Source organism: Hydrogenophaga crocea, from assembly GCF_011388215.1.
Classification (GTDB): Bacteria; Pseudomonadota; Gammaproteobacteria; order Burkholderiales; family Burkholderiaceae_C; genus Hydrogenophaga; species Hydrogenophaga crocea.
Window position 1 is genome coordinate 1,052,631 of record NZ_CP049989.1, and the last position, 22,625, is coordinate 1,075,255.

Here is a 22,625-nt window from a genome sequence, read left to right on the forward strand (position 1 = left end):
AACCAGCAAGCCATGGCCGACCGTCAATTCCGCCCCGAAACCCTGGCCATCCACGCCGGGCAGATCCCCGACAGCAGCACCGGCTCGCGCGCGCTGCCCATCTACCAGACCACCAGCTTTGTGTTCGACAGCGCCGAGCACGCGGCCAGCCTGTTCAACCTGCAGACCTTCGGCAACGTGTATTCGCGCCTGAGCAACCCCACGGTGTGCGCGCTCGAAGAGCGCGTGGCCGCGCTCGAAGGCGCGCGCGCCGCCGTGGCCTGCGCCAGCGGCATGGCCGCTGAAACCCTGGCCCTCACCACCTTGCTGCAGGCCGGCGACCACGTGGTGGCCGCGGGCGCGCTCTACGGCGGCAGCGTGACCATGCTGGCCGTGAACCTGCGCAAGTTCGGCATCGAAACCACCTTTGTGGACGCCACGAAGCCCGAGGCCTTTGCCGCCGCCATGCGCCCCAACACGCGCGCGGTGTACGCCGAAACCCTGGGCAACCCCAGCATGGTGGTGCTCGACATCCGGGCCATTGCCGACGTGGCCCACGCCCACGGCGTGCCCCTGATCGTGGACAACACCGTGCCCAGCCCCGCGCTGTGCAACCCCGTGGCCTTCGGGGCCGACATCGTCATCCACAGCGCCACCAAGTACCTCGCGGGCCACGGCACCACGCTGGGCGGCGTGGTGGTGGAGGCCGGCACGTTCCCCTGGGACAACGGCAAGTTCCCCGGCATGACCGAGCCCAGCCCCGGCTACCACGGCGTGAAGTTTTACGAGACGTTCGGCAACTTCGGCTTCAGCATGCGCTGCCGCATGGAAGGCCTGCGCGTGTTCGGCGCATCGCTGGCGCCCACCAGCGCCTGGCAGATATTGCAGGGCGTGGAGACCCTGCCCCTGCGCATGGAGCGCCACTGCAGCAACACCCTGGCCCTGGCCCAGTTCCTGAAAGACCACCCGCGCGTGAGCTGGGTGAACTACCCCGGCCTGCAAGACCACCCGCAACACGCGCTCATGCAGCGCCAGATGCGCGGCGCCTCGGGCCTGCTGGCCTTTGGCGTGAAGGGCGGGGCCGAGGCGGGCGTGCGCTTCATTGAAGGCGCGCAGTTCATGAGCCACCTGGTGAACATCGGCGACACCAAGACCCTGATCAGCCACCCCGCGAGCACCACCCACCGCCAGCTCGACGAAGCCCAGCAACGCGCGGCCGGCGTGCTGCCCGACATGGTCCGCATCTCGGTGGGGCTGGAGCACATCGACGACATCCTGTGGGACGTGGACCAGGCGCTCACGCGCGCCTGACCCGGGAGCCAGGCCATGCCGGGCAGCGCGAAGATGATCACGAACGTGGACGACTTCTTCGCCCAGGGCTGCGGCCGCTGCGAGCGCTTTGCCACCGCCGATTGTTCAGCGCGGCGCTGGGCCGAAGGCCTGCTGGCGCTGCGCCGCATCTGCCGCCACGCCGGCCTCACCGAAACCGCGAAATGGGGCCACCCCTGCTACATGCACGCGGGCCGCAACATCGCGCTCATTGGCGCCCTGCGCGGTGATTTCAGGCTGGTGTTCTTCAACGCCGCGCTCATGCAAGACCCCGAAGGCGTGCTGCAGCGCCTGGGCGCCAACACGCGCCACGCCGACATGCTGCCGTTCACCGATGCCGCGCAAGTGGCCGAACGCGAGGCCGTGATCAGCGCCTACCTGCGCGAAGCCATGGGCTACGCCGAGGCGGGCCTGCTGCCGCCCAAGGAGGTGCATGCCATCGAACTGCCCCCCGAACTCGTGGACGCGCTCGACGCCGACCCCGAACTGGCCGAAGCTTTTCACCGCCTCACGCCGGGCAGGCAGCGCAGCTACGTGATCCACCTGGGCTCGGCCAAGACATCGACCACGCGGGTGGCGCGGATTGAGCGGATGCGGGGGAGGGTGTTGGAGGGGAAGGGGGTGAATGAGAGGTGAGGGGGATGGGGGCTAGGTCAGGGCTTTCGATTACGGTGCTTGATAGGCGGCTACAGACTGAAGTCGGACGCTGGTCAACGACGGCTTTGTTGCCTCCGAGTGCGACGCGGATCCTGTGGCCGCGGCAGTTTCAGCCGTCTCTTTGGAGCAGCGCCCGCCCTTGCCGAGGCATCGGCGAAAATGAACAAACAACAAGGGGAGCTATGGAGAACAAGATTCCATTCACCAGCTACGACTTTTGGGCGTACCTGTCGGCAGGCTTCCTGTTCCTGTTCATCGCTGACCTAGTGGCCGGCACAGGACTGCTCGCTCGCGACAGCTGGACCGTCGTGCAAGGCGTGGTGGCCGTGTCGGCCGCGTATGCAGTGGGCCAGCTCGTCGCAAGTCTGTCCTCCTTGGTGTTCGAGCGCCTCCTTGTTGGCAAGCTGCTCGGCTATCCGCGGAACGTGTTGTTCGGCCAACCAAGGGCATGGGCGTGGGTGCGGCAGCTAATGCCCGGTTACTTCTCGGCTCTCCCTGATCAGACACGGAAAGCAGCACTCGATAGGGGCAAGGCAACCGGCATTACGAGCCCCGGTGAGGGCTTGTTCTGGGCAGCGTTCGCCAATGCTCGTGCAACGCCTGTCGTTATGAGCCGCCTCGACAACTTTCTAAACCTCTACGGTTTCTGCCGAAACACTGCTCTCGTCGCCTTCGTGGACGCAGGGCTACTCTATTGGTCATACCGCTGGGGCAACGGACCTGACGAGCGGTTGTATTGGTCGTTGGCCGCCACCGCCGTCGGCGTCGGCATGACGTTCCGCTACCTGAAGTTCTACAGGCACTACGCGGTGGAAGTGTTCACGTCCTTTGCTCACAGCAAGGAGAGCTGATAGTGCTACCACTTCACGATGGCGCGCTTCAAATCTTCAACGTAGAGCACGGCGCGTGCGCGCTTTTGACGATGCCGCCGGCGGGCAATTGCCACCGCATTCTCATCGACTGCGGCCACAACGCATCGACGCAGTGGTATCCCGGGCCTCATCTGAAACAGCTGGGCGTCACGGAGTTGCAGTTGATGGTCATCACCAACTACGATGAAGACCACGTCTCCGGCTTCAGGAACCTGATTGAGCAGGGCATCAATGTCCACAGAATTCTGCGGAATCCTGCGGTGACTCCCGCAACTATCTCGCACCTAAAGAGTGAGGACGGCATGGGCCGAGGAATTGACGCGCTCGTGCGAGTCCTGACGCACTTCCCGCAGTTGGATGTCGCTGGCACCCAATTCCCTCTGCCCAACGGTGTCAGCGTAGAGTGGTTTTGGAACCCCTACCCCTACTTCGATGATGAAAACAACCTGAGCTTAGTCGTCGTCCTTGACGTCTACGGCTTCAAGTTCATGTTTCCGGGCGATATGGAGAAGCGTGGCTTCCGCAACCTGCTAAACACCAACGCGCGGTTCAGAGCTATCGTCTGCGAGGTGAACGTGCTGGTCGCAGCGCATCACGGCAGGGACAACGGCATTTGCGAAGAGATGTTCGACAACTGGGGATGTCGCCCGAAGCTGGTGGTCATTTCGGACGACTATAAGCAGCACGCGACGCAGGAGACTACTAATTACTACGGCAGTAAGGCACAGGGCATTACGGGTTTCCGCCGCGACCAGGGTCTTCGGCGCGTGCTGACCACCCGCAGCGATGGCGAACTGATGTTCTCGTTTCAGAACGGGTACTGCATTGTGAGCTAAAGGGAAATGACCCACCGAAGCGCCCCCTGGTGGACGCGCCCTTGCGAGGGCGTCCGACTCAGGCTTCCAGGTCATCCGGGACGATGAGTTGCAGGCAGCCCAGGTCGAGGTTAATGTTGCCACCGCAAAGGAACGCGGCCGTGATGAGCTTCTCGACAGCGGTATCGTTAGAGTGGCCGACCATGACGAACTTGGCCGTGGAGCCGAATTTGAACAAGCTGCCGGTCTGTCACTCAGTTGGTTGCGGCATCTCTCCGCGACGAGGTCGCATGCCGCGCATGCTCCCCTATGACAGCTTTCGGGAAGGCGATTGACCGGCGTGGTTGTCCGCTCTCGCTGCATAGCAGACAGCCAACAGTTGCAAAACTCTCAATCCGGCAACCCATACCTAACCCTCGCCCCCTCCAACGCCACCACCCCCGTCGCCTTCAACTGCTCCACCATCGCCCCCGCTTCCTCCTCCGACAACTTCGGCTGAAACCGCGACGCAATCGTGCCCATCAGCGTCTTGAGCGAAGCCGGCCGTTGTTTGCCCCGGTCGATCAGGTACTCGATCACGCGCGACAGCTTGTCGTCGTCGGGCAGTTGGGCCGGTGGTTTGGGTTGGAACAGCGGAATCTCCGCCACATCGCCCCAGCGATGCGCGTGCAAACCGTTCCTGCGCAATTGCTCCAGCAGCGGGTCCATGCCCGTGTCTTTGGCAATCACATGAAAGTAGGCCTAGGGCTCTTGCGTGCAGAGCGCGCCCAATTGGTAGGCCATGTGGAAGTCGAGCGCGTTCTTGCCGACGCCACCCATCTTGATGACCTTGGCGTCGCTGCCCTTGGCCTGCAGCAATTCCACCAGGTCGTACTTCACCTTGCTTTGCGTGGCGCCCACGAACACCCACACCTTGAACACCGATGGCGATAGGCGTGCCGCCAGATCGGGCTGCACGTTTTCGTAGTCGATGAGGACGTGATTGGTGGGCGTGGTCACCCCGGCTCCCTCCTTGTTCGCGTTGAAACGCGTTGTTACAGCGAGGCTAGCCGAAGGCCAAAAGCTTGTGGCGCGGTGTCATCCCTCATCGGGGGGATGTGCTCACGCCAACAAATCCCGCAGCCTGTGCGCCTGCCAGAACGCCGGCTCGTGCAGATCGCTGTGCCCCGCCTTGTGCACCACGCCGCCCGTGCCCGTCCACGTGGGCCGGTAGAGGTTGGTGCTTTGCAGGTGGTCGCTCTGTGTGCGGCCCTCGCCGCGTTGGCCGCCAACGCTGCCCATCACCTGCACGCTGTCGTGGTCTGAATAGACGTTGTGTTGCTGCTCGGTCTGGTGCGCGCTCGGCGGGCATTCGATGCGCGCCGGGGTGCCCAGCAGCACCAGGCGGCGCAGCCGCAGGGCGGGCTGCAGGGCCAGGGCGCGCATCACCACATTGCCGCCGTGGCTGTGCGCCACCACGTCGAGCAGGGGGCGCCCCATGGCCTGCCACCAATGCACGAAGTGTTCGGCGCCCACGCGGCGCGCGGCATCGCTGTTCTTGCCCGACCAGCTGAACTCATTGGGGTGGCCCACCAGATCGCTCACGCCCGCGCGGTGCAGGTGGTGCCACAGGCTGTCGGCGGGCGCCACGCCACCGGGCAGGCCGGCCGGGTCGCGCCACCAGTCGGTGTCGGCGGCCCAGGTGCCGTGCACGATCACGGTGTGTTTGAGGGTTTGCGCGCCGCGCTGCGCGGCGCTGGGCGCGGTCTGGTTGGAGGCGGCGGTGGCGCTTTGCCAGTGCCGGATCAGCATGAGGCTCACCCGCTGCAGCAGGGCCTCGCGGGCCTCGCCTTCGAGCGCTTCGAACACCGGGCGTGCGATCTGCTCCATGGCTGTGATGAGCGCGCTGCCTTGCTCATCTCCCCGCGCTTCCCGCCAGCGTATGCCGCTCACACTCGCATAGGCGTCGTGGCTGATGCGCGAGGCCAGCACGCGCGCGGTGGCCAGTTGCTGCAGGCGGTTGCCGGGGCAGAAGCTGTTGGCGTGCTCGATCAGTGAGCGCAGCGCAAAGCCGCACAGAAAGCAGGGCAGGGCGTCGGCGAGGCGCTCGTCGCGCAGCGCGCCCAGCGCTTGCGCGTGATCGCGCAGGCGTGCATCGCGCTCGGCCGCCTGATCGCGGATGGACGCGTCACGCGGGTCGTCGTCCTCACGCGCCATGCGCGTGTCGTCATCGAAGCGGGCGCTGTGGTGGTCGTCAAAGCCGATGAAGTCCGGGTGTCGTTCGGCCATGGCCATCACATGCGCGTAGGCCTGGTCCAAAGCGGTGGTGGCGAATCCCATGGTGTGGCCTCCCGGAGTCTGGTTGGCTCGCAGCCTAGCCGAACGCGAACGGCGTGGGTATGCCTGGGCATGGCCTGGGCCCTTGCAGCCCCCGGCGACAATCCCCCCATGCCTTCCCGTTCCTTCCTCCGCATGGCCCTGATCCTGGGCCTGATCTCGGCCATCGGCCCTTTCGCCATCGACATGTACTTGCCTGCGCTGCCCGAGATCGGGCGCGCGCTGAACGCGCCCGTGGGCGCGGTGCAGATGAGCCTCACGGCGTTCTTCATTGCCATTGGCGTGGGCCAGTTGTTGTACGGCCCGGTGTCCGACATGGTGGGCCGCAAGCCGCCGCTGTATTTCGGGCTGGGGCTGTTCGCGCTGGCCAGCGTGGGCTGCGCGCTGGCCTCGCAGATCGAGACGCTGGTGGCCCTGCGTTTTCTGCAGGGCCTGGGCGCGGCCGCGGGCATGGCCATTCCGCGGGCCGTGGTGCGCGATCTGCACACCGGCACCGACGCGGCGCGCCTCATGTCCCTGCTGATGCTGGTGTTCAGCGTGTCGCCCATCCTCGCGCCGCTCGCGGGCAGTGCGGTGATCGCGCTGAGCGGCTGGCGCGCGGTGTTCTGGGCCGTGGGCCTGGCGGCGCTCGCGGGGCTGGCGATGGTGTACGCCACGCTGGCCGAAACCCGCACGCGCGAGCAGCGGCTCGAGAGCAGCCTGGGCAGCGCGCTGCGCGCCTACGGCGTACTGCTGCGCGATGCGCATTACCTGGGCTTGGTGGGCATTGGCAGCGCGGCGCTCGCGGGCTTCTTCGTGTTCCTCGCGGGCTCGCCCTTCGTGCTCATCAACCACTACGGGCTCACGCCCACGCAGTACAGCCTGGCCTTCTCGGTGAACGCGGTGGCCTTCATCGGCGCTTCGCAGTTCACCAGCCACCTGGGTCGGCGCTTCGGGCTGGTGCCCATGGTGAAGGTGGCGTCCACCGCATCGGCCGCGTTCAACGCCTTGCTGCTGGGCTACTACCTGTTCGGGGGCGACCAGTTGCCGGTGTTGATTGCGCTCAATTTCATCGCGAGCGCGTTCATGGGGCTGGTGATTCCCACGGTGTCGGTGCTTGCGCTGGAAAAGCACGGGCCCATCGCGGGCACGGCGTCGGCGCTCATGGGCACGTTGCAGATGCTGGTGGGCGCGGTGGCCATGGGGGTGGTGGGCGCGTTCGCCAACGGCGCGCCGCTGCCCATGGTGGCGGGCATGGCCGCGGGCTCGCTCACGAGCTTCGCGCTCATGGGGCTCACGCTTCGGGCTCGGCGTCGAAATCGTCGGCCGGCGCCAACCTGAGCAGGGCCTGGGCCTGCGCCACGGTGCCGGCCAGCCACAGGTCCACGTCGCCGCGCTCGATGGGGATCACGCTGCGCTTGTCCTGCTGGTCGGCGGGCAGGGGCTGTTTGGTGGCCGGGTCGAGCTCGGGCTTGTGCATGCGGCCCATCAGCGGGTGGCCGTTGGCACCCAGCGTGAGCATGGTGTACGACTCGTGCGCCTCGCCGGTCTTGCGGTCGATCCAGCGGTGCCACAGGCCCGCCAGGCCCCAAGGCGCGCCGTCGGCGCGCTGGAAGCGCCACCACACGTTGCGGCCGGTCTCCCAGTTGGGTTCGTAGAAGAGGGTGGCGGGCACGATGCAGCGTTGTCCGCGCGCCCACGCGTCCTTGAAGCTGGCCTTGCTGCGCATCTCTTCCGAGCGCGCGTTGTAGGTCGCGAACTTCACCTCCGGCGTGGCGGAAAACGGGGGGATCAGGCCCCAGCGGCCCACCACCAGTTCGCGGCTGTAGCCGGCGTCGTCGCGCGCGCGGCGAATGAAGGGGCCGGGCTGGCGCGGGTACAGCTCGCGCCCGAACACGGGGCGGATGAAGGCCTCGCTGTTGGCGCGGCCCAGGTGCCATTCGTCTTCGATCGCGGCCTGGGTGGGGGTGAGGTAGCGGGTGCACATGGGGTGATGCCGGGCGGACGGGGATTCTGCTGACGATGCGCTGATTTGTACCGCCAGCCGATACTCCCCCGCCCAACGCCCGGCCCAATCGCCCCACAGAATCCGCCCGCCTGAGTCCGGACGACCGTCCCCAAGGCAGAGGGAGGCCCACATGGCTGCTGGAAGGGGCTGTTCGTGAACGGCCTGCTGCTTTTGTCTCTGGTTGCGTCATGCACCCTGGGTGCCATGCTGTCGTGCTGCCTGCTGCACAACCGGCCGCCGCCTTCGGGGGCCGGCCTGGGGCCCCATGTGCTGCACGCGGGCTGCGCCGACCTGATGACCGCCATGAACTGCCCCGCCTACGCCATCACCTGCCTCGCCGGCGCGGTGGTGCTGCTCGCCCATCCCTTGTCGGTGGTGCACCTGTGCGCCCTGGCGGGCGCGCCCCACAAGAGCCTGGGCCTGCTGGCCGCGCAAGGGCTGTTGCTGGCGCTGTTTGTGTGTTCGTTGGTGGTGCAGTTGTCGCCGCCGCGGGTGATGCGGGTGGACGAGGTGTTGCCGGGCTGAGCGCGCCGCGCCCCGCCGCTCAGGCGCTGGCCGCCATCTGCCCGAAGCGCCCGTTCTGGAAGTCGTGGAAGGCCTGGATGATTTCCTCGCGGGTGTTCATCACGAAGGGGCCGTGGCCCACCACAGGTTCGTCGATGGGCTCGCCGCCCAGGAACAGCAGCACGGCGTCGGTGCTGGCCTCGATGTCGAGCGCCTCGCCTTTGCGGCCCAATTGCACCAGTTGCGCGTCGCTGGCCTCGGCCTCGCCGTTCACCCGCACGCGGCCGCGCAGCACCACCAGCGCGGCGGTGTGGCCGTTCACCAGGGGCAGGCGGGTGCGCTGGCCCGCGTTCAGGCGCAGGTCCCACACGTCCATGGGCGTGTGGGTGCGCGCGGGGCCGGCGTGGCCCTGGTAGTCGCCGGCGATCACGCGCACGCGGCCCGCGCCGTCGGGCAGGGGCACCGAGGGGATGTCGGCGTCGAGGATGTTCTGGTAGCCGGGCGGCTGCATCTTGCTGCGCGCGGGCAGGTTCACCCAGAGCTGCACCATTTCCAGCGGGCCGCCGCGGCGCGTGAATTCGGGCGAGTGGAATTCCTCGTGCAGGATGCCCGAGGCCGCGGTCATCCACTGCACGTCGCCGGGGCCGATGGTGCCGCCCGCGCCGGTGGAGTCGCGGTGCGCCACCTCGCCCTCGTACACGATGCTCACCGTCTCGAAGCCGCGGTGCGGGTGCACGCCCACGCCGCGCGGTTGCTGCGCGGGCGGAAATTGCGCGGGGCCGGCGTAATCGAGCAGCAGGAAGGGGCTCAGCGCGGCGCCGTGGTCGCCGTAGCTGAACAGCGAGCGCACGGGAAAACCGTCGCCCACCCAATGGGGGCGCGGTGCGTGGTGAACGGCCTGGATCGGCTTGAGCATGGGGCTTTCTCTCCGGTGAGCAGCCCCGGTGGCCAGGGCGAACACCGGAGCATATGGGGATGAAAACGCCCCTTCCAAGCCAGGGGTTCAGGCCGGCGTTGGGCCCGCGTTCAGGCGGTTTGGGTGCGGCGCGTGAGCCAGGCCTGCCAGGGGGTGGGTGCGATCCACGCACCCTCGCGGGTCTGCAGCGTGCTGGCCCGCACCGGCGCGCCGAAGTAGCCGGCGCTGTCGTCGGTGCGCACAGTGCGCGGGTCGCCCACGGCGGCGAGGTAGTCGCGCAGCAGCGCGTCGATGCCCATGCGCTGCGGGCCGCCGATCTCGCGCCAGCCGTTCAGCGGCGCGCCGAGGGCGGTGTCGGCGAGCGCGCTGGCCACGTCGGCCGAGGCAATGGTCTGTATGCCCGCGCTGGGCGCGTGCACCACGCCGTCGCGCGTGTAGCTGTCGGCGATGGTGCCGATGAACTCGTGGAACTGCGTGGCGCGCACGATGGTGTAGGGCAGGCCGCTCTCGCGGAGCAGGCGTTCCTGCGCGAGCTTGGCGTGGAAGTACGCATTGCCCGGCGGCTGGTCCACGCCCACGATGGACAGGGCCACGCCATGCCTCACGCCCGCGGCGGCCGCGGCCCGCGTGATGTTGCGCGTGGAGGTGTCGAAGAAGTGCATCACGGCCTCGGCCTCGAAGCTCGGCGAGTTGCTCGCGTCCACCACCACCTGCGCGCCCTGCATCGCCGCGTCCAGGCCCTGGCCGGTGAGGGTGTTCACGCCGGTGGACGGGGCGGCGGCCACCACGGTGTGGCCGCGCTGCTGCAGCAGCGCGCCGAGCTGGGTGCCGATGAGGCCGGTGCCTCCGATGATCACGATCTTCATGTGCGGTCCTTCGTTGGTGGGGCGAGGACCCGCGGGGTGCGGCTGGGCCGGTGGGCGTCCTCTGCCCCTCAAGACGGCGCACCCGGGCGGTTTGTGACGTGGCGTCGGATGGGCGGTGCCGCGCTCACATCCACAGCGCGCGCCACAGCAGCAGCGGCAGGTCGCGCCGGTCCACGGTCACGCGCTGGGCCCAGCTGCGGTGCTCGATGGCGGCGATGTGGTCGAGCACGCGCAGGCCGCCTTGCACCACCAGGCGCAGTTCCCAGCCCGCGCGGCCCGGCACCTCGTGCACCAGCGGCGCGCCCATCTGCATGAGGCCGCGCGCGTGCGCGCAGAGCTCGGCCACCACGGCGTGGCGCTCGCGCCCGCGCGCGTCGCTGTCGGGCATGAAGTCGCGCACGGTGGTGCCGTGGCGGCGCAGCACGTTGGCGGGCAGGTAGACGCGGCCGGTGGGCAGGTCGCGGCTCAGGTCCTGCCAGAAGTTGATGAGTTGCAGCGCGCTGCAGATGCGGTCGCTGCGCTGCAGGGCTTCGTCGTGGCGCACGTTCCACAACTGCAGCAGCAGCCGGCCCACGGGGTTGGCCGAGCGGCTGCAGTAGTCGAGCAGCTCGGGCAGGTCGGCGTAGCGGTGGCCGCTGGCGGTGTGGCGCACGTCTTGCTCGAAGGCGCTGAGCAGGGCGCGCAGCAGGTCCGGGTCGAGCGCGTGGCGCCGCACCCCGAGCACCAGCGGGCCGAACACCTGGGGCCAGCGCGTGGCCGGCTGGCCTTGCAGCGCGGCGTCGAGTTCGGCGCGGTAGTCGGCCAGCAGGGCCAGGCGCGCCGGGGCGGGCAGGTCGCCCTCGTCGGCAAAGTCGTCGGCCAGGCGCGCGAAGCGGTAGATGGCCGCGATGGCCGGGCGCAAGGCCGCGGGGCACAGCCACGAGGCGACGGGAAAGTTCTCGTAGTGCTGCACCGACGCGCCGAAGGCCACGGGCGCCGGTGGGACCGGATGGCTGGCGCTGGAAGGGGTGGGGGTATGCACTAGAATTTCTGTTACTAACCGGTCAGTCATTAATTCTGCTGACCGCTTTGGCCGTCAAAACAAGCACCACAAGGGGTTGAGCGCATGAAAGCGACGCATTTTGTCCGCATTGTGACGAGCACGGGCGCCTTGGCCCTGGTGGCCGCGCTGGCGGCCTGTTCCCGGCCGGCGCCCGCCCCCGAGCCGGTGCGCGCGGTGAAGCTGGTCACGGTGTCGGCCGGTGCGCTCGATGCCAGCGCCGAGTACGCGGGCGAGGTGCGCGCCCAGGTCGAATCGCGGCTGGGCTTCCGGGTGGGCGGCAAGCTGCTGGAGCGCCCGGCCGAGCTGGGCCAGCGCGTGAAGCCGGGCCAGTTGCTCGCGCGCATCGACGCGCAGGACCTGGCGCTCTCGAGCCAGGCCGCACAGGCCGCGGTGGCCGCGGCGCGCACCCAGCGCGATCTCGCGCGCGCCGACCTCGACCGCTTCAAGAACCTGCAGTCCCAGGGCTTCGTGAGCGGCGCCGAGATCGACCGCCGCCAGGCCACGCTCGACGCTGCCGAGGCTTCGCTGAAACAGGCGCAGGCGCAGAGCTCGGTGCAGGGCAACCAGGCCGCGTATGCCCGGTTGCTGGCCGACAGCGCGGGCGTGGTCACCGCGGTGCAGGCCGAGGTGGGGCAGGTGGTGTCGGCGGGCACGCCGGTGGTGGTGGTGGCCCAGGACGGCCCGCGCGACGTGGTGTTCGCGGTGCCCGAAGACCGGCTCGCGCTGGTGCGACCGGGCACGCCCGCCACGGTGCGGCCCTGGGCCGGCACGCCCGACGCCCAGGCGCTCAAGGGCACGGTGCGCGAAGTGGCGGCCAGCGCCGACGCGACCACGCGCACCTTCCTCGTGAAGCTCGCGCTGCCGGGCAACGCGCCGCTGCCGCTGGGCTCCACCGCCTACGTCACGCTGCAGACGCCGCTGAGCGGCGCGCAGGCCATCACCCTGCCCACGAGCGCGGTGCAGCGCTCCAGCGAGGGCGACCGCAAGGGCAGCATGGTGTGGGTGTTCGACGCCGCCAGCAGCACGGTGCAGGCCCGCCCCGTGGTGGTGGCCGGCGCCGACGGCAACCGCGTGGTGATCGCGGACGGCCTCAAGCCCGGTGACGAGGTGGTGGCCGCGGGCGGCCATGTGCTGAGCGCCGGCCAGAAGGTCACGCGCTTCGCGGCGCAGTGAGGCCGGCCATGCAGGAACTGCACAACGAAGGCGCGGGCTGGGCCTCGCGTTTCAACCTCTCGCGCTGGGCGCTCGAACACCCGGCCTTCACGCGCTACCTCATGGTGGTGCTGATGCTGTTCGGCATCGCCTCGTACTTCCAGCTCGGGCAGGACGAGGACCCGCCGTTCACCTTCCGTGCGATGGTGGTGCGCGTGTTCTGGCCCGGCGCCACGGCCGAACAGGTGGCCGACCAGGTGGCCGACCGCATCGAGCGCACGCTGCAGGAGGTGCCCTATGCCGACAAGATCCGCACCTACACCAAGCCCGGCGAGGCGCTGATCCTGTTCCAGGTGGCCGATTCCTCGCCGCCGGCCGAGGTGGGCCAGCTCTGGTACACGGTGCGCAAGAAGGTGGGCGACATGCGCGCGCAGTTGCCCGCGGGCGTGGTGGGCCCGTTCTTCAACGACGACTTCGGCGACGTCTACGGCGTGATCTACGCGCTGCAGGGCGCGGGCTTCAGCCACGCCGAACGCAAGGACGTGGCCGAGGACGTGCGCCAGCAACTGCTCAACGTGCCCGACGTGGCCAAGGTGGAGCTGTTCGGCGTGCAGGCGCAGAAGATCTACGTGGAGGCCTCGCAGAAGCGCCTGGCCACGCTGGGGCTGGACCTGAACCAGGTGCTCGACCAGCTCGGCCAGCAGAACGCCATGGCCTCGGCCGGCGCGGTGCAGACGCCGCTGGACGTGGTGCAGGTGCGCGTGGACGGCAGCTTCAATTCGGTGGACGAGCTGCGCGCCATGCCGATCCGCGCGGCCAACGGCCGCACCATCCGCCTGGGCGACATCGCCGAGGTGCACCGCGCCACCATCGACCCGCCCGAGGTGCTGGTGCGCCACGACGGCCAGGACGCGGTGGCCCTGGGCATTTCCATGGCCAAGGGCGGCGACATCATCCGCCTGGGCAAGGCGCTCAAGGGCGTGGTGGCCAACATCGAACGCACGCTGCCCGCGGGCATGGCGCTGGTGCAGGTGCAGGACCAGCCGGCCGCGGTGACGCTGTCGGTCAACGAGTTCGTGAAGGTGCTGATCGAGGCTGTGGTGATCGTGCTGGTGGTGAGCTTCCTGGCGCTCGGCCTGCACCGTCGGCCCGGCGGCACCGGCCTGCGCCGCTACGTGCTCGACGCCCGGCCCGGCCTGGTGGTGTTCATCACCATCCCGCTGGTGCTGGCCATCACCTTCCTGGTGATGAACCACTACAACATCGGCCTGCACAAGATCTCGCTGGGCTCGCTGATCATCGCGCTGGGCCTGCTGGTGGACGACGCGATCATTGCGGTGGAGATGATGGTGCGCAAGCTCGAAGAGGGCTACGACATGTTCCGCGCCGCCACCTTCACCTGGGACGCGACCGCCATGCCCATGCTCACGGGCACGCTGATCACGGCCGCGGGCTTCCTGCCCATCGGCCTGGCCAACTCCACCACCGGTGAATACACCTTCGCGATCTTCGCGGTCACGGTGATCGCGCTGCTGATTTCGTGGGTGGTGGCGGTGGTGTTCGTGCCCTACCTGGGCGTGAAGCTGCTCAAGGTGAAGGCCAAGGCCGAGGGAGAGCCGCACGAAGCCTTCGACGGCCCCATGTACCAGCGCTTCCGGCGCCTGGTGGACTGGTGCGTGCAGCACCGCTGGCTCACCATCGGCGCCACCATCCTCACCTTCGTGCTGGGCCTGGCGGGCATGGGCCAGGTGCAGCAGCAGTTCTTCCCCGATTCGAGCCGGCCCGAGATTTTGGTGGACATCTGGCTGCCCGAGGGCAGCAGCATCAACGCCATGGACGAGGTGTCGCGCCGCGTGGAGCAGCGCTTCATGCAGGAGCCCGGCGTGAAGGCCGTGAGCACCTGGGTGGGCTCGGGCGTGCCGCGCTTTTATCTGCCGCTCGACCAGATCTTTCCGCAGAGCAACGTGGCGCAGTTCATCCTGCTGCCCGAGAGCCTGGCCGAGCGCGAGCGCATCCGCAAGGCCTTGCCCACGCTGCTGGCCACGCAGTTCCCCGAGGTGCGCGGGCGCGTGAAGCTGCTGCCCAACGGGCCGCCGGTGCCGTATCCGGTGCAGTTCCGCGTGGTCGGCAGCGACCCCGCGGTGCTGCGCGGCCTGGCCGACGAGGTGCGCGCCGCGATGGCCAAGAACCCCAACACGCGCGGCGTGAACGACAACTGGAACGAGTCGGTCAAGCAGATCCGCCTCGAGGTGGACCAGGCCAAGGCGCGCGCGCTCGGCGTCACCACGGCCAGCATCGCGCAGGCCTCGCGCACCACGCTGGTGGGCTCCACCGTGGGCCAGTACCGCGAGGGCGACGAGCTGATCGACATCGTGCTGCGCCAGCCGCTCGACGAGCGCGACGCGCTCACCGATCTGGCCAACAGCTACCTGCCCACGGCCAGCGGCCAGGCCATTCCGCTGCAGCAGGTGGTGAAGGTGGGCTTCGGCTGGGAGCCGGGCGTGATGTGGCGCGAGAACCGCGAGTACGCCATCACCGTGCAGAGCGACGTGGTCGAGGGCCTGCAGGGCGCCACCGTGACGGCGCAGCTCAAGCCGGTGCTCGATGAGATCCAGGCGCGCTGGCTCACCGAAGGCCGCACGGGCTACCGCATCGAGGTGGCGGGCGCGGTGGAGGAGAGCAGCAAGGGCTCGGCCTCGATCGCCGCGGGCGTGCCGCTGATGCTGTTCATCGTGTTCACGCTGCTCATGGTGCAACTGCAAAGCTTCAGCCGCGCCATGCTGGTGTTCCTCACCGGCCCCATGGGCATGGCAGGGGTGGCGGGCGCGCTGCTGCTGCTCAACCGGCCCTTCGGCTTCGTGGCGCTGCTGGGCGTGATCGCGCTCATGGGCATGATCCAGCGCAACTCGGTGATCCTGATCGACCAGATCGAGCAGGACCGCGCGCGCGGCGTGCCCGCCTGGGACGCGATCGTGGAAGCCGCGGTGCGCCGCATGCGGCCCATCGTGCTCACGGCCGCGGCCGCGGTGCTGGCCATGATCCCGCTCTCGCGCAGCGTGTTCTGGGGCCCGATGGCGGTGGCCATCATGGGCGGGCTGGTGGTGGCCACGGTGCTCACGCTGCTCGCGCTGCCGGCGATGTACGCGGCCTGGTTCCGCGTGAAGCGGCCCGCTGCCACGGCCTGAACGGCTTCGATACCGGCCTGACATGTTTCGACATGTTCAGGCCTCAAGTTCGTCTAGAGTTCCGGCTCCAAGACCTCAGGGAACCCCCTTCTTCACCATGAAGCGACTGCTTGTGGCGCTGTCGGCCAGCGCCCTGCTGGCCGCGTGCAGCGTGAGCCGGCCCCCGCCCGATGTGGCGGTGAACGTCCCCGACCGCTGGATCGCGCCGGTGCTGCCGCACCAGGGCAGCACCGAAGCCCTGGCCGACTGGTGGGACCGGCTCGGCGATCCGGTGCTGCGCGACTGGATCGAGCGCGCCCAGCGCAACAGCCCCGACATCGCGAGCGCGCGCGCCCAGGTGTTCGCCGCGCGCGCCACCCTGGCCGGCGCGCAGAACCAGGGTCAGCCGCAGCTCGACGCCGTGGCCACCGCCAACCGCGGCGTGACCGACCCCAGCACGCCGCTGACCACCACCCTCGGCGCGGGCCTGCAGGCCTCGTGGGCGGTCGACCTCTGGGGCGGCAGCGCCGCGCGCGTGGACAGCGCGCGCGCCCAGGAACAGATCTCGGGCGTGCGCTGGCACGAGGCGCGCGTGCTCGTGGCCTCGCAGGTGGCGCAGCTGTATTTCGGGCAGCGCCTGTGCCGGCTGCAGCTCGACGTGACCGGGCGCGACCGCGATTCGCGCCGCGTGACGGCCGAGAGCAACGACGTGACCGAACGCGCCGGCCTCACCGCGCCCGCGGTGGCCGCGCTGGCGCGCGCGAGCGCGGCCGAAGGCCAGGCGCGCTGGCGCAGCCAGCAGACCCAGTGCGAGCGCCAGGTGAAGGCGATCGCGGCCACCACGGCCCAGCCCGAGGCCGATGTGCGCCGCCAGATGGCCGCCGCGCCCGACCTCGCCGCCTGGCTGGTGCCGGGCCGCGTGGACGCGCTGCTGCAGGTGAAGGCCGTGCCCGCCGAGGTGCTGCGCCAGCGCCCCGACGTGTACCGCGCCCAGCGCGAGCTGGTGGCCGCGAGCGCCGACGTGGGCGTGGCACGCGCCGCGCTGCTGCCCAGCCTCTCGCTGCAGGGCAGCGTGCTGCGCAACCGCATCACCGCCGGCCCCACGCAGGGCAGCGTGAACACCTGGTCGATCGGGCCCATCACGCTGAGCCTGCCGCTGCTGGGCCGCGGCGCGCTCAACGCCAACGTGGACAGCGCCCAGGCCCGCTACGAGGCCGCGGCCCAGGCCTACGCGGGCGTGTTGCGCCAGGCCGTGAGCGAGGTGGAGCAGGCGCTGGTCACGCTCTCGGGCCTCAACGAACGCCTGGCCGCCACCGAGACCGCGGTGGCCGGCTACAACCGCTCGTTCGAGGCCACCGAGGCGCGCTACCGCGTGGGCTTTGCCAACCTCAACGAGCTCGAAGAGGCGCGCCGCCTCAAGCTCAACGCCGACAGCAGCGCCGTGTCGCTGCAGCAGGACCGCATCAACGCCTGGCTCGAGCTCTACGTGGCGCTCGGCGGCGGCTTCGACCCCGCGGCGGTGGACGCCACCGTGCGCGACGCCCTTCAACCCAACGCCCCGAACGACGCCCGATGAACACGCCATCCACCCCCCGGCGCCGCTGGTTCTGGCCGCTGGCCGCGCTGGCCCTGGTCCTGATCGCCCTCGCGGCCTGGCTGCTGCTGCGCCCCTCGGGCGAGGCCGGCCCCGCGGCCGACGCCAAGGCCGCGGCCGACGCCAAGGCCGCGGCCGACGCGCCGCGCCCCGCGCTCACCGTCACCGTGGCCCGGCCGCAGCGCGAATCGCTGCCGATCCGCCTGCAGGCCAACGGCAACATCAGCGCCTGGCAGGAGGCCAGCGTGGGCGCCGAGGTGAACGGCCTGCGGCTGTCCAGCGTGAACGTGAACGTGGGCGACACCGTGCGCAAGGGCCAGGTGCTGGCCGAGTTCGTGCGCGAGACCACGCAGGCCGACACGCTGCAGGCGCGCGCCAGCCTGATGCAGGCCGAGGCCAGCCACCAGAACGCCAAGGCCGACGCCGACCGCGCGCGTGCCATCGAGAACACCGGCGCGCTCTCGCAGTCGCAGGTGGCGCAGTACCTCACGCAGGAAAAGGTGGCGCTGGCCCAGTGGGAAGCCGCCAAGGCCGCGCTCGCCGCCACCGAGGTCCGCCTGGGCAACACCCGCGTGCTCGCGCCCGACGACGGCGTGATTTCGGCACGCAGCGCCACCGTGGGCGCGGTGGTGGGCGCGGGCCAGGAGCTGTTCCGCCTGGTGCGCCAGGGCCGTCTCGAATGGCGCGCCGAGGTCACGCCCAGCGAGGTCGACCGCGTGAAGATCGGCCAGGCCGTGGCCGTCACCGCCGCCACCGGCCGCGAGGTGCAGGGCAAGGTGCGCGCCATCGCGCCCAGTGCCGATCCGCAGACGCGCAACATCCTGATCTTCGTGGACCTGCCGCGCCACGCCGAGCTCAAGGCCGGCACCTTCGCGCGCGGCAGCTTCGACCTCGGCCAGAGCGACGCGCTCACCGTGGCCAGCGCCTCGGTGGTGGTGCGCGACGGCCACACCTACGTGTTCGCCATCGACGACCAGGGCCGCGCGAGCCAGCTCAAGGTGCGCACCGGCCGCCGCGTGGGCGAGCGCGTCGAGGTGCTCGAAGGCCTCAAGCCCGAGGCGGCGGTGGCGCTGCAGGGCGCGGGCTTCCTCAACGAGGGCGACCTCGTGAAAGTGGTGCAGTGACCATGAACGTTTCCGCCTGGTCCATCCGCAACCCGATCCCGGCGGCGATGCTGTTCGTCATGCTCACGCTGGCGGGCCTGTTCTCCTTCCAGCAGATGAAGGTGCAGAACTTCCCCGACCTGGACCTGCCCACCGTCACGGTGGTCGCGTCGCTGCCCGGGGCCTCGCCCAACCAGCTCGAGAACGACGTCGCGCGCATCATCGAGAACAGCCTGGCCTCGCTGCAGGGCCTCAAGCACATCACCACCAAGGTGCAGGACGGCACGGTCTCGCTCACGGTGGAGTTCCGCCTCGAGAAGAACACGCAGGAAGCGCTCGACGACGTGCGCTCGGCCGTGGCCAAGGTGCGCAGCGAGCTGCCCAGCGACCTGCGCGACCCGATCGTGAACAAGGTGGAGCTGGCCGGCGGCGCGGTGCTGGCCTACACCGTGGCCTCGGACAAGATGGACGCCGAGGCGCTCTCGTGGTTCGTGGACAACGACGTGTCCAAGCTGCTGCTGTCGGTGCCCGGCGTGGGCGCGGTCAACCGCGTGGGCGGCGTGGACCGCGAGGTGCAGGTGCTGCTCGACGCGCTCAAACTGCAGGCGCTCGGCGCCACCGCCACCGACGTGTCGCGCCAGCTCGCGCGGGTGCAGATCGAGAGCGCGGGCGGCCGGGTCGACCTCGGCGGCAGCCAGCAGCCGCTGCGCACGCTGTCGCAGCTCGCCTCGGCGGAGGCGCTCGCGGGCATGGAAATCCCGCTCGGCGACGGCCGCCGCATCCGGCTCGACCAGGTCGCCGAGGTGCGCGACACCGTGGCCGATCCCACGGCCGCGGCCTTCCTCGACGGCAAGCCCGTGGTGGGCTTCGAGGTGGCGCGCAGCCGCGGCGCGAGCGAGATCGAGGTGGGCGACGGCGTGCGCGCCAAGCTCAAGGCGCTGCAGGCGGCGCGTCCCGACCTGCAGATCACCGAATCGTTCGACTTCGTGACCCCGGTGAAGGAGGAATTCGACGCCTCCATGACCCTGCTCTACGAGGGCGCGATCCTCGCGGTGCTGGTGGTCTGGCTGTTCCTGCGCGACTTCCGCGCCACCGTGGTCTCGGCCGTGGCGCTGCCACTGTCGGCCATTCCGGCCTTCATCGGCATGCACTACCTGGGCTTCACCATCAACGTGGTCACGCTGCTGGCCATGTCGCTGGTGATCGGCATCCTGGTGGACGACGCGATCGTAGAGGTGGAGAACATCGTGCGCCACATGCGCATGGGCAAGACGCCGTACCAGGCCGCGATGGAAGCGGCCGACGAGATCGGCCTGGCGGTGATCGCCACCACCTTCACGCTGATCGCGGTGTTCCTGCCCACGGCCTTCATGGCGGGCATTCCGGGCAAGTTCTTCAAGCAGTTCGGCTGGACGGCCGCGCTCGCGGTGTTCGCCTCGCTGGTGGTGGCGCGCGCGCTCACGCCCATGATGGCGGCCTACCTGCTCAAGCCCTTCGTGGCGAAGGAGATGCCGCGCTGGGCCGCCTCGAACCCGCTCACGCGCGGCCTGTGGCGCTGGGCGAACGACCACGCCGAGCCGGCCTGGCTCGACCGCTACCAGGGCTGGGCGCGCTGGTGCATCCAGCACCGCTGGATCACCGCGCTCGGTGCGGGCCTGTTCTTTGTGGGCTCGCTGATGCTGATCCCGCTGCTGCCGCAGGGCTTCATTCCGCCCGACGACAACTCGCAGACCCAGGTGTTCCTGGAGCTGCCGCCCGGCGCCACGCTGGAGCAGACCGTGGCCACGGCCGAACGCGCGCGCCAGCTGGTGGCGGCGGTGCCGCACGTGCGCTCGGTCTACACCACCATCGGCTCGGGCACCGCGGGCACCGACCCGTTCGCGCCGCAGGGCGCGGCCGAATCGCGCAAGGCCGCGCTCACCATCCAGCTCGACCCGCGCCACGAGCGCCCGCGCAAGCAGGGCATCGAAAACCAGATCCGTCAGGCCATGTCCAACCTGCCGGGCGTGCGCAGCAAGGTGGGCCTGGGCGGCTCGGGTGAGAAATACATCCTCACGCTCACCGGCAGCGACTCGAATGCGCTGGCCACCGCGGCGCGTGCGATCGAGCGCGACCTGCGCACCGTGCGCGGCGTGGGCAGCGTGCAGTCCACCGCGGCCCTGGTGCGCACCGAGATCATCGTCACGCCCGACCTGGCGCGCGCGGCCGAGCTCGGCGTGACCAGCGCGGCCATCGCCGAGACGCTGCGCATCGCCACCGTGGGCGACTACGACAACGCGCTGCCCAAGATGAACCTGCCGCAGCGGCAGGTGCCCATCGTGGTCAAGCTCGACGTCGGCGCGCGCCACGACCTCGACGTGCTGCGCCGCCTCACCGTGCCGGGCGCGCGCGGGCCGGTGCTGCTCGAACAGGTGGCCTCGCTCGAATTCGGCGGCGGCCCCGCGGTGATCGACCGCTACGACCGCTCGCGCAACATCAACTTCGAGGTCGAGCTCGCGGGCATCGCGCTGGGCGACATGAAGGCCGCGGTCGAGAAGCTGCCCAGCCTGCGCAACCTGCCGCCGGGGGTGTCGGTGCTCGAGATCGGCGACGCCGAGGTGCAGGGCGAGCTGTTCGCGAGCTTCGGCCTGGCCATGCTCACGGGCGTGCTGTGCATCTACATCGTGCTGGTGCTGCTGTTCAAGGCCTTCCTGCACCCCTTCACCATCCTGGCCGCGCTGCCGCTGTCGCTGGGCGGGGCCTTCGTGGCGCTGCTGCTGGCCAACAAGAGCTTCTCCATGCCTTCGCTGATCGGGCTCATCATGCTCATGGGCGTGGCCACGAAGAACTCGATCCTGCTGGTCGAGTACGCGATCGAGGCGCGGCGCGAGCACGGCATGAGCAGGCTCGACGCCATCCTGGACGCCTGCCACAAGCGCGCCCGGCCCATCGTGATGACCACCATCGCCATGGGCGCGGGCATGCTGCCGATCGCGGTGGGCTGGGGCGCGGCCGATTCGAGCTTTCGCTCGCCGATGGCGGTGGCGGTGATCGGCGGCCTGATCACCTCGACCTTCCTGAGCCTGCTGGTGATCCCCGCGGTGTTCACCATCGTGGACGACGTGGCGCTGTGGTTCGGCCGCCGCTTCAGTGGGGGGCGTGGCCCGGCGGGGGCGGCAGGACAAACCAGTTCGCCGGCCCATCCGCTGCCGAGCGAACCGCCTCGTTGAGCATGCAGGCCGTCTCGCGCAGCGCGAGCGGCAGCAGCGCTTCGAGCGCGCCGGCCTCCTCGGCGGCGCCCGCGCCCGTGAGGGCCACGGAACAGGCCTGCACGGCCACCCCCCGCTGCCCGCAGTAGCCGCGGAAGATCTGCGTGGCGCGCGGGCAGAACAGGCTGTCGCTGCAGACCCAGACCGTGTCCTCGCCGGGCCGCAGCGCCATCTGCGCATCGGCCAGGCGCAGCAACAGCAGGGCGTTGCCGTGGGTGTTGTCGCGCTGGCGGCCCGGGTGGTCGCCCGGCTGGGCCTCGATGAAGTGCGCGCGCTCGCCGATGGCCTCGCGCAGTTCCTGCAGCGCAGGCGCGTGATGCCAGAGGTGCCGCGCCGAATCGCTTTCGCCCAGAACGGCGGGCGCGTGCGCCGGCAGTTGCAGGCTCGCGGGATCGCCCAGGCCCTGCCGCAGCGCGGCCTCGTAGCCATCGAGCAGGGCCTCGCGCTCGTGGTCCGTGAGCCGGCCCCAGCCCGCGCTGCCGTAGCCGGCCAGGCCCTCGGCCATCACCGCGCGCACGGGCTGGCGTTCGGCGGGCAGCAGCGCGCGGCCGCCGACGCAGACCACCTGCAGCTGCGCGAGCGCGGCGGGCCCGAAGCGATCGGCCAGCGCCTGCAGCGCGGTCTTGAGGGCCAGCAGGCGCACCGCGTTCACCGCGTGCAGGCCCAGCGGCACCACGAGCACGCGGGGCGGCGCGGCGAGGCCGTGGGTGTCGGGCGGCCGCGCCACGAAGACCCGGTCCATGCCGGCCTCGATCAGGGCGCGCGCGGGCAGGTCGCTGTGGGCGATGGCCTGGTTCACGCAGCGCGCGTCGCTGGCGGTGGGGCCCCAGGCGAAGAGCCGGTGTTCCTGCGCACGCGCGTTGACCGTGGCCGGGTCGGTTTCGTCGAGGCGCAGGAAACACCGCAAGGGTTCGACGAGGTGCGGCTCGAAGGGCTGGGCGGCGGTCGTGTCGCGTTCGGCGGCCGGGGGCAGGGCGATGGGCACGGCGATGGGCAGCATGCCCTGCGTGGGGACGTGGGGCGGTGTGCGGAGCACGGAGGCGTGGTGCATGGCGGGGGCGCGCGGGGCGCAAAACGGAGG

At 70.0% G+C, this 22,625-nt stretch carries 20 protein-coding genes; 11 read left to right on the plus strand and 9 right to left on the minus strand.

Going from position 1 to position 22,625, the window contains the following annotated elements:
* Window positions 1-12: 12 nt before the first annotated feature.
* From G9Q37_RS05055 to G9Q37_RS05070, 4 genes are all read left to right on the plus strand, one after another.
* Window positions 13-1,290, plus strand: coding sequence for an O-acetylhomoserine aminocarboxypropyltransferase/cysteine synthase family protein (locus G9Q37_RS05055; RefSeq protein ID WP_166225452.1), 1,278 nt, complete (start codon window positions 13-15; stop codon window positions 1,288-1,290).
* A gap of 15 nt (window positions 1,291-1,305) precedes the next feature.
* The gene (locus tag G9Q37_RS05060) at window positions 1,306-1,944 is read left to right on the plus strand and encodes a YdeI/OmpD-associated family protein (RefSeq protein ID WP_205710724.1); all 639 of its coding nucleotides are present in this window, start codon (window positions 1,306-1,308) and stop codon (window positions 1,942-1,944) included.
* A 203-nt stretch (window positions 1,945-2,147) separates the two neighbouring features.
* Complete coding sequence (locus tag G9Q37_RS05065; RefSeq protein WP_166225455.1) at window positions 2,148-2,816, plus strand: hypothetical protein; 669 nt, start codon at window positions 2,148-2,150, stop codon at window positions 2,814-2,816.
* A gap of 2 nt (window positions 2,817-2,818) precedes the next feature.
* Window positions 2,819-3,673, plus strand: coding sequence for a ComEC/Rec2 family competence protein (locus G9Q37_RS05070; protein ID WP_166225458.1), 855 nt, complete (start codon window positions 2,819-2,821; stop codon window positions 3,671-3,673).
* A gap of 58 nt (window positions 3,674-3,731) precedes the next feature.
* Here the strand turns inward: G9Q37_RS05070 and G9Q37_RS05075 are convergent, their stop codons facing one another.
* The 4 genes from G9Q37_RS05075 to G9Q37_RS05090 form a co-directional block, all read right to left on the minus strand.
* Window positions 3,732-3,890, minus strand: a complete 159-nt coding sequence (locus G9Q37_RS05075; protein WP_166225461.1) for a hypothetical protein — start codon at window positions 3,888-3,890, stop codon at window positions 3,732-3,734.
* 152 nt (window positions 3,891-4,042) lie between these two features.
* Entirely contained in the window at window positions 4,043-4,360 is a 318-nt protein-coding gene (locus tag G9Q37_RS05080; protein ID WP_166225464.1) for a hypothetical protein, read from the minus strand.
* A gap of 33 nt (window positions 4,361-4,393) precedes the next feature.
* A complete protein-coding gene (locus tag G9Q37_RS05085) occupies window positions 4,394-4,651 on the minus strand; it encodes a PIN domain-containing protein (RefSeq protein ID WP_166225467.1) in 258 nt (85 codons plus the stop codon).
* A gap of 102 nt (window positions 4,652-4,753) precedes the next feature.
* Complete coding sequence (locus G9Q37_RS05090; protein ID WP_166225470.1) at window positions 4,754-5,971, minus strand: hypothetical protein; 1,218 nt, start codon at window positions 5,969-5,971, stop codon at window positions 4,754-4,756.
* A 108-nt stretch (window positions 5,972-6,079) separates the two neighbouring features.
* On the opposite strand from G9Q37_RS05090, the gene G9Q37_RS05095 reads away from it, so the two are divergent.
* Entirely contained in the window at window positions 6,080-7,288 is a 1,209-nt protein-coding gene (locus tag G9Q37_RS05095) for a multidrug effflux MFS transporter (protein ID WP_166225473.1), read from the plus strand.
* On the opposite strand, the gene G9Q37_RS05100 is transcribed toward G9Q37_RS05095, so the two are convergent.
* Window positions 7,242-7,934 (minus strand): SOS response-associated peptidase, encoded by a 693-nt coding sequence (locus G9Q37_RS05100; protein WP_166225476.1) that lies wholly within the window; start codon window positions 7,932-7,934, stop codon window positions 7,242-7,244. The two genes, G9Q37_RS05095 and G9Q37_RS05100, sit on opposite strands and share 47 nt — an antisense overlap.
* Window positions 7,935-8,108: 174 nt before the next feature.
* On the opposite strand from G9Q37_RS05100, the gene G9Q37_RS05105 reads away from it, so the two are divergent.
* Entirely contained in the window at window positions 8,109-8,480 is a 372-nt protein-coding gene (locus G9Q37_RS05105) for a hypothetical protein (RefSeq protein ID WP_166225479.1), read from the plus strand.
* A 19-nt stretch (window positions 8,481-8,499) separates the two neighbouring features.
* Here the strand turns inward: G9Q37_RS05105 and G9Q37_RS05110 are convergent, their stop codons facing one another.
* From G9Q37_RS05110 to hpnC, 3 genes are all read right to left on the minus strand, one after another.
* On the minus strand, window positions 8,500-9,375 hold the full coding sequence (locus G9Q37_RS05110; RefSeq protein WP_166225482.1) for a pirin family protein: 876 nt from the start codon (window positions 9,373-9,375) through the stop codon (window positions 8,500-8,502).
* 110 nt (window positions 9,376-9,485) lie between these two features.
* The gene (locus tag G9Q37_RS05115) at window positions 9,486-10,241 is read right to left on the minus strand and encodes an SDR family oxidoreductase (protein ID WP_166225485.1); all 756 of its coding nucleotides are present in this window, start codon (window positions 10,239-10,241) and stop codon (window positions 9,486-9,488) included.
* Between the two features lie 124 nt (window positions 10,242-10,365).
* Entirely contained in the window at window positions 10,366-11,292 is a 927-nt protein-coding gene (gene hpnC, locus G9Q37_RS05120; RefSeq protein ID WP_166225488.1) for a squalene synthase HpnC, read from the minus strand.
* 54 nt (window positions 11,293-11,346) lie between these two features.
* Between hpnC and G9Q37_RS05125 the strand changes: the two genes are divergently transcribed.
* From G9Q37_RS05125 to G9Q37_RS05145, 5 genes are all read left to right on the plus strand, one after another.
* Complete coding sequence (locus G9Q37_RS05125; RefSeq protein ID WP_166225491.1) at window positions 11,347-12,456, plus strand: efflux RND transporter periplasmic adaptor subunit; 1,110 nt, start codon at window positions 11,347-11,349, stop codon at window positions 12,454-12,456.
* 8 nt (window positions 12,457-12,464) lie between these two features.
* Window positions 12,465-15,620 (plus strand): efflux RND transporter permease subunit, encoded by a 3,156-nt coding sequence (locus G9Q37_RS05130; protein ID WP_166225494.1) that lies wholly within the window; start codon window positions 12,465-12,467, stop codon window positions 15,618-15,620.
* Window positions 15,621-15,717: 97 nt separating this feature from the next.
* Entirely contained in the window at window positions 15,718-17,175 is a 1,458-nt protein-coding gene (locus G9Q37_RS05135) for an efflux transporter outer membrane subunit (RefSeq protein WP_166225497.1), read from the plus strand.
* Window positions 17,172-18,317: an efflux RND transporter periplasmic adaptor subunit gene (locus G9Q37_RS05140; protein ID WP_166225500.1), complete on the plus strand. Its 1,146-nt coding sequence runs from the start codon at window positions 17,172-17,174 to the stop codon at window positions 18,315-18,317. Before G9Q37_RS05135 ends, G9Q37_RS05140 begins: the two co-directional genes overlap by 4 nt.
* A gap of 2 nt (window positions 18,318-18,319) precedes the next feature.
* Window positions 18,320-21,505: an efflux RND transporter permease subunit gene (locus tag G9Q37_RS05145; protein WP_166225503.1), complete on the plus strand. Its 3,186-nt coding sequence runs from the start codon at window positions 18,320-18,322 to the stop codon at window positions 21,503-21,505.
* Here G9Q37_RS05145 and G9Q37_RS05150 read toward each other — a convergent pair.
* Window positions 21,423-22,595, minus strand: a complete 1,173-nt coding sequence (locus G9Q37_RS05150; protein WP_166225506.1) for a hypothetical protein — start codon at window positions 22,593-22,595, stop codon at window positions 21,423-21,425. The genes G9Q37_RS05145 and G9Q37_RS05150 overlap by 83 nt on opposite strands.
* Window positions 22,596-22,625 lie beyond the last annotated feature (30 nt).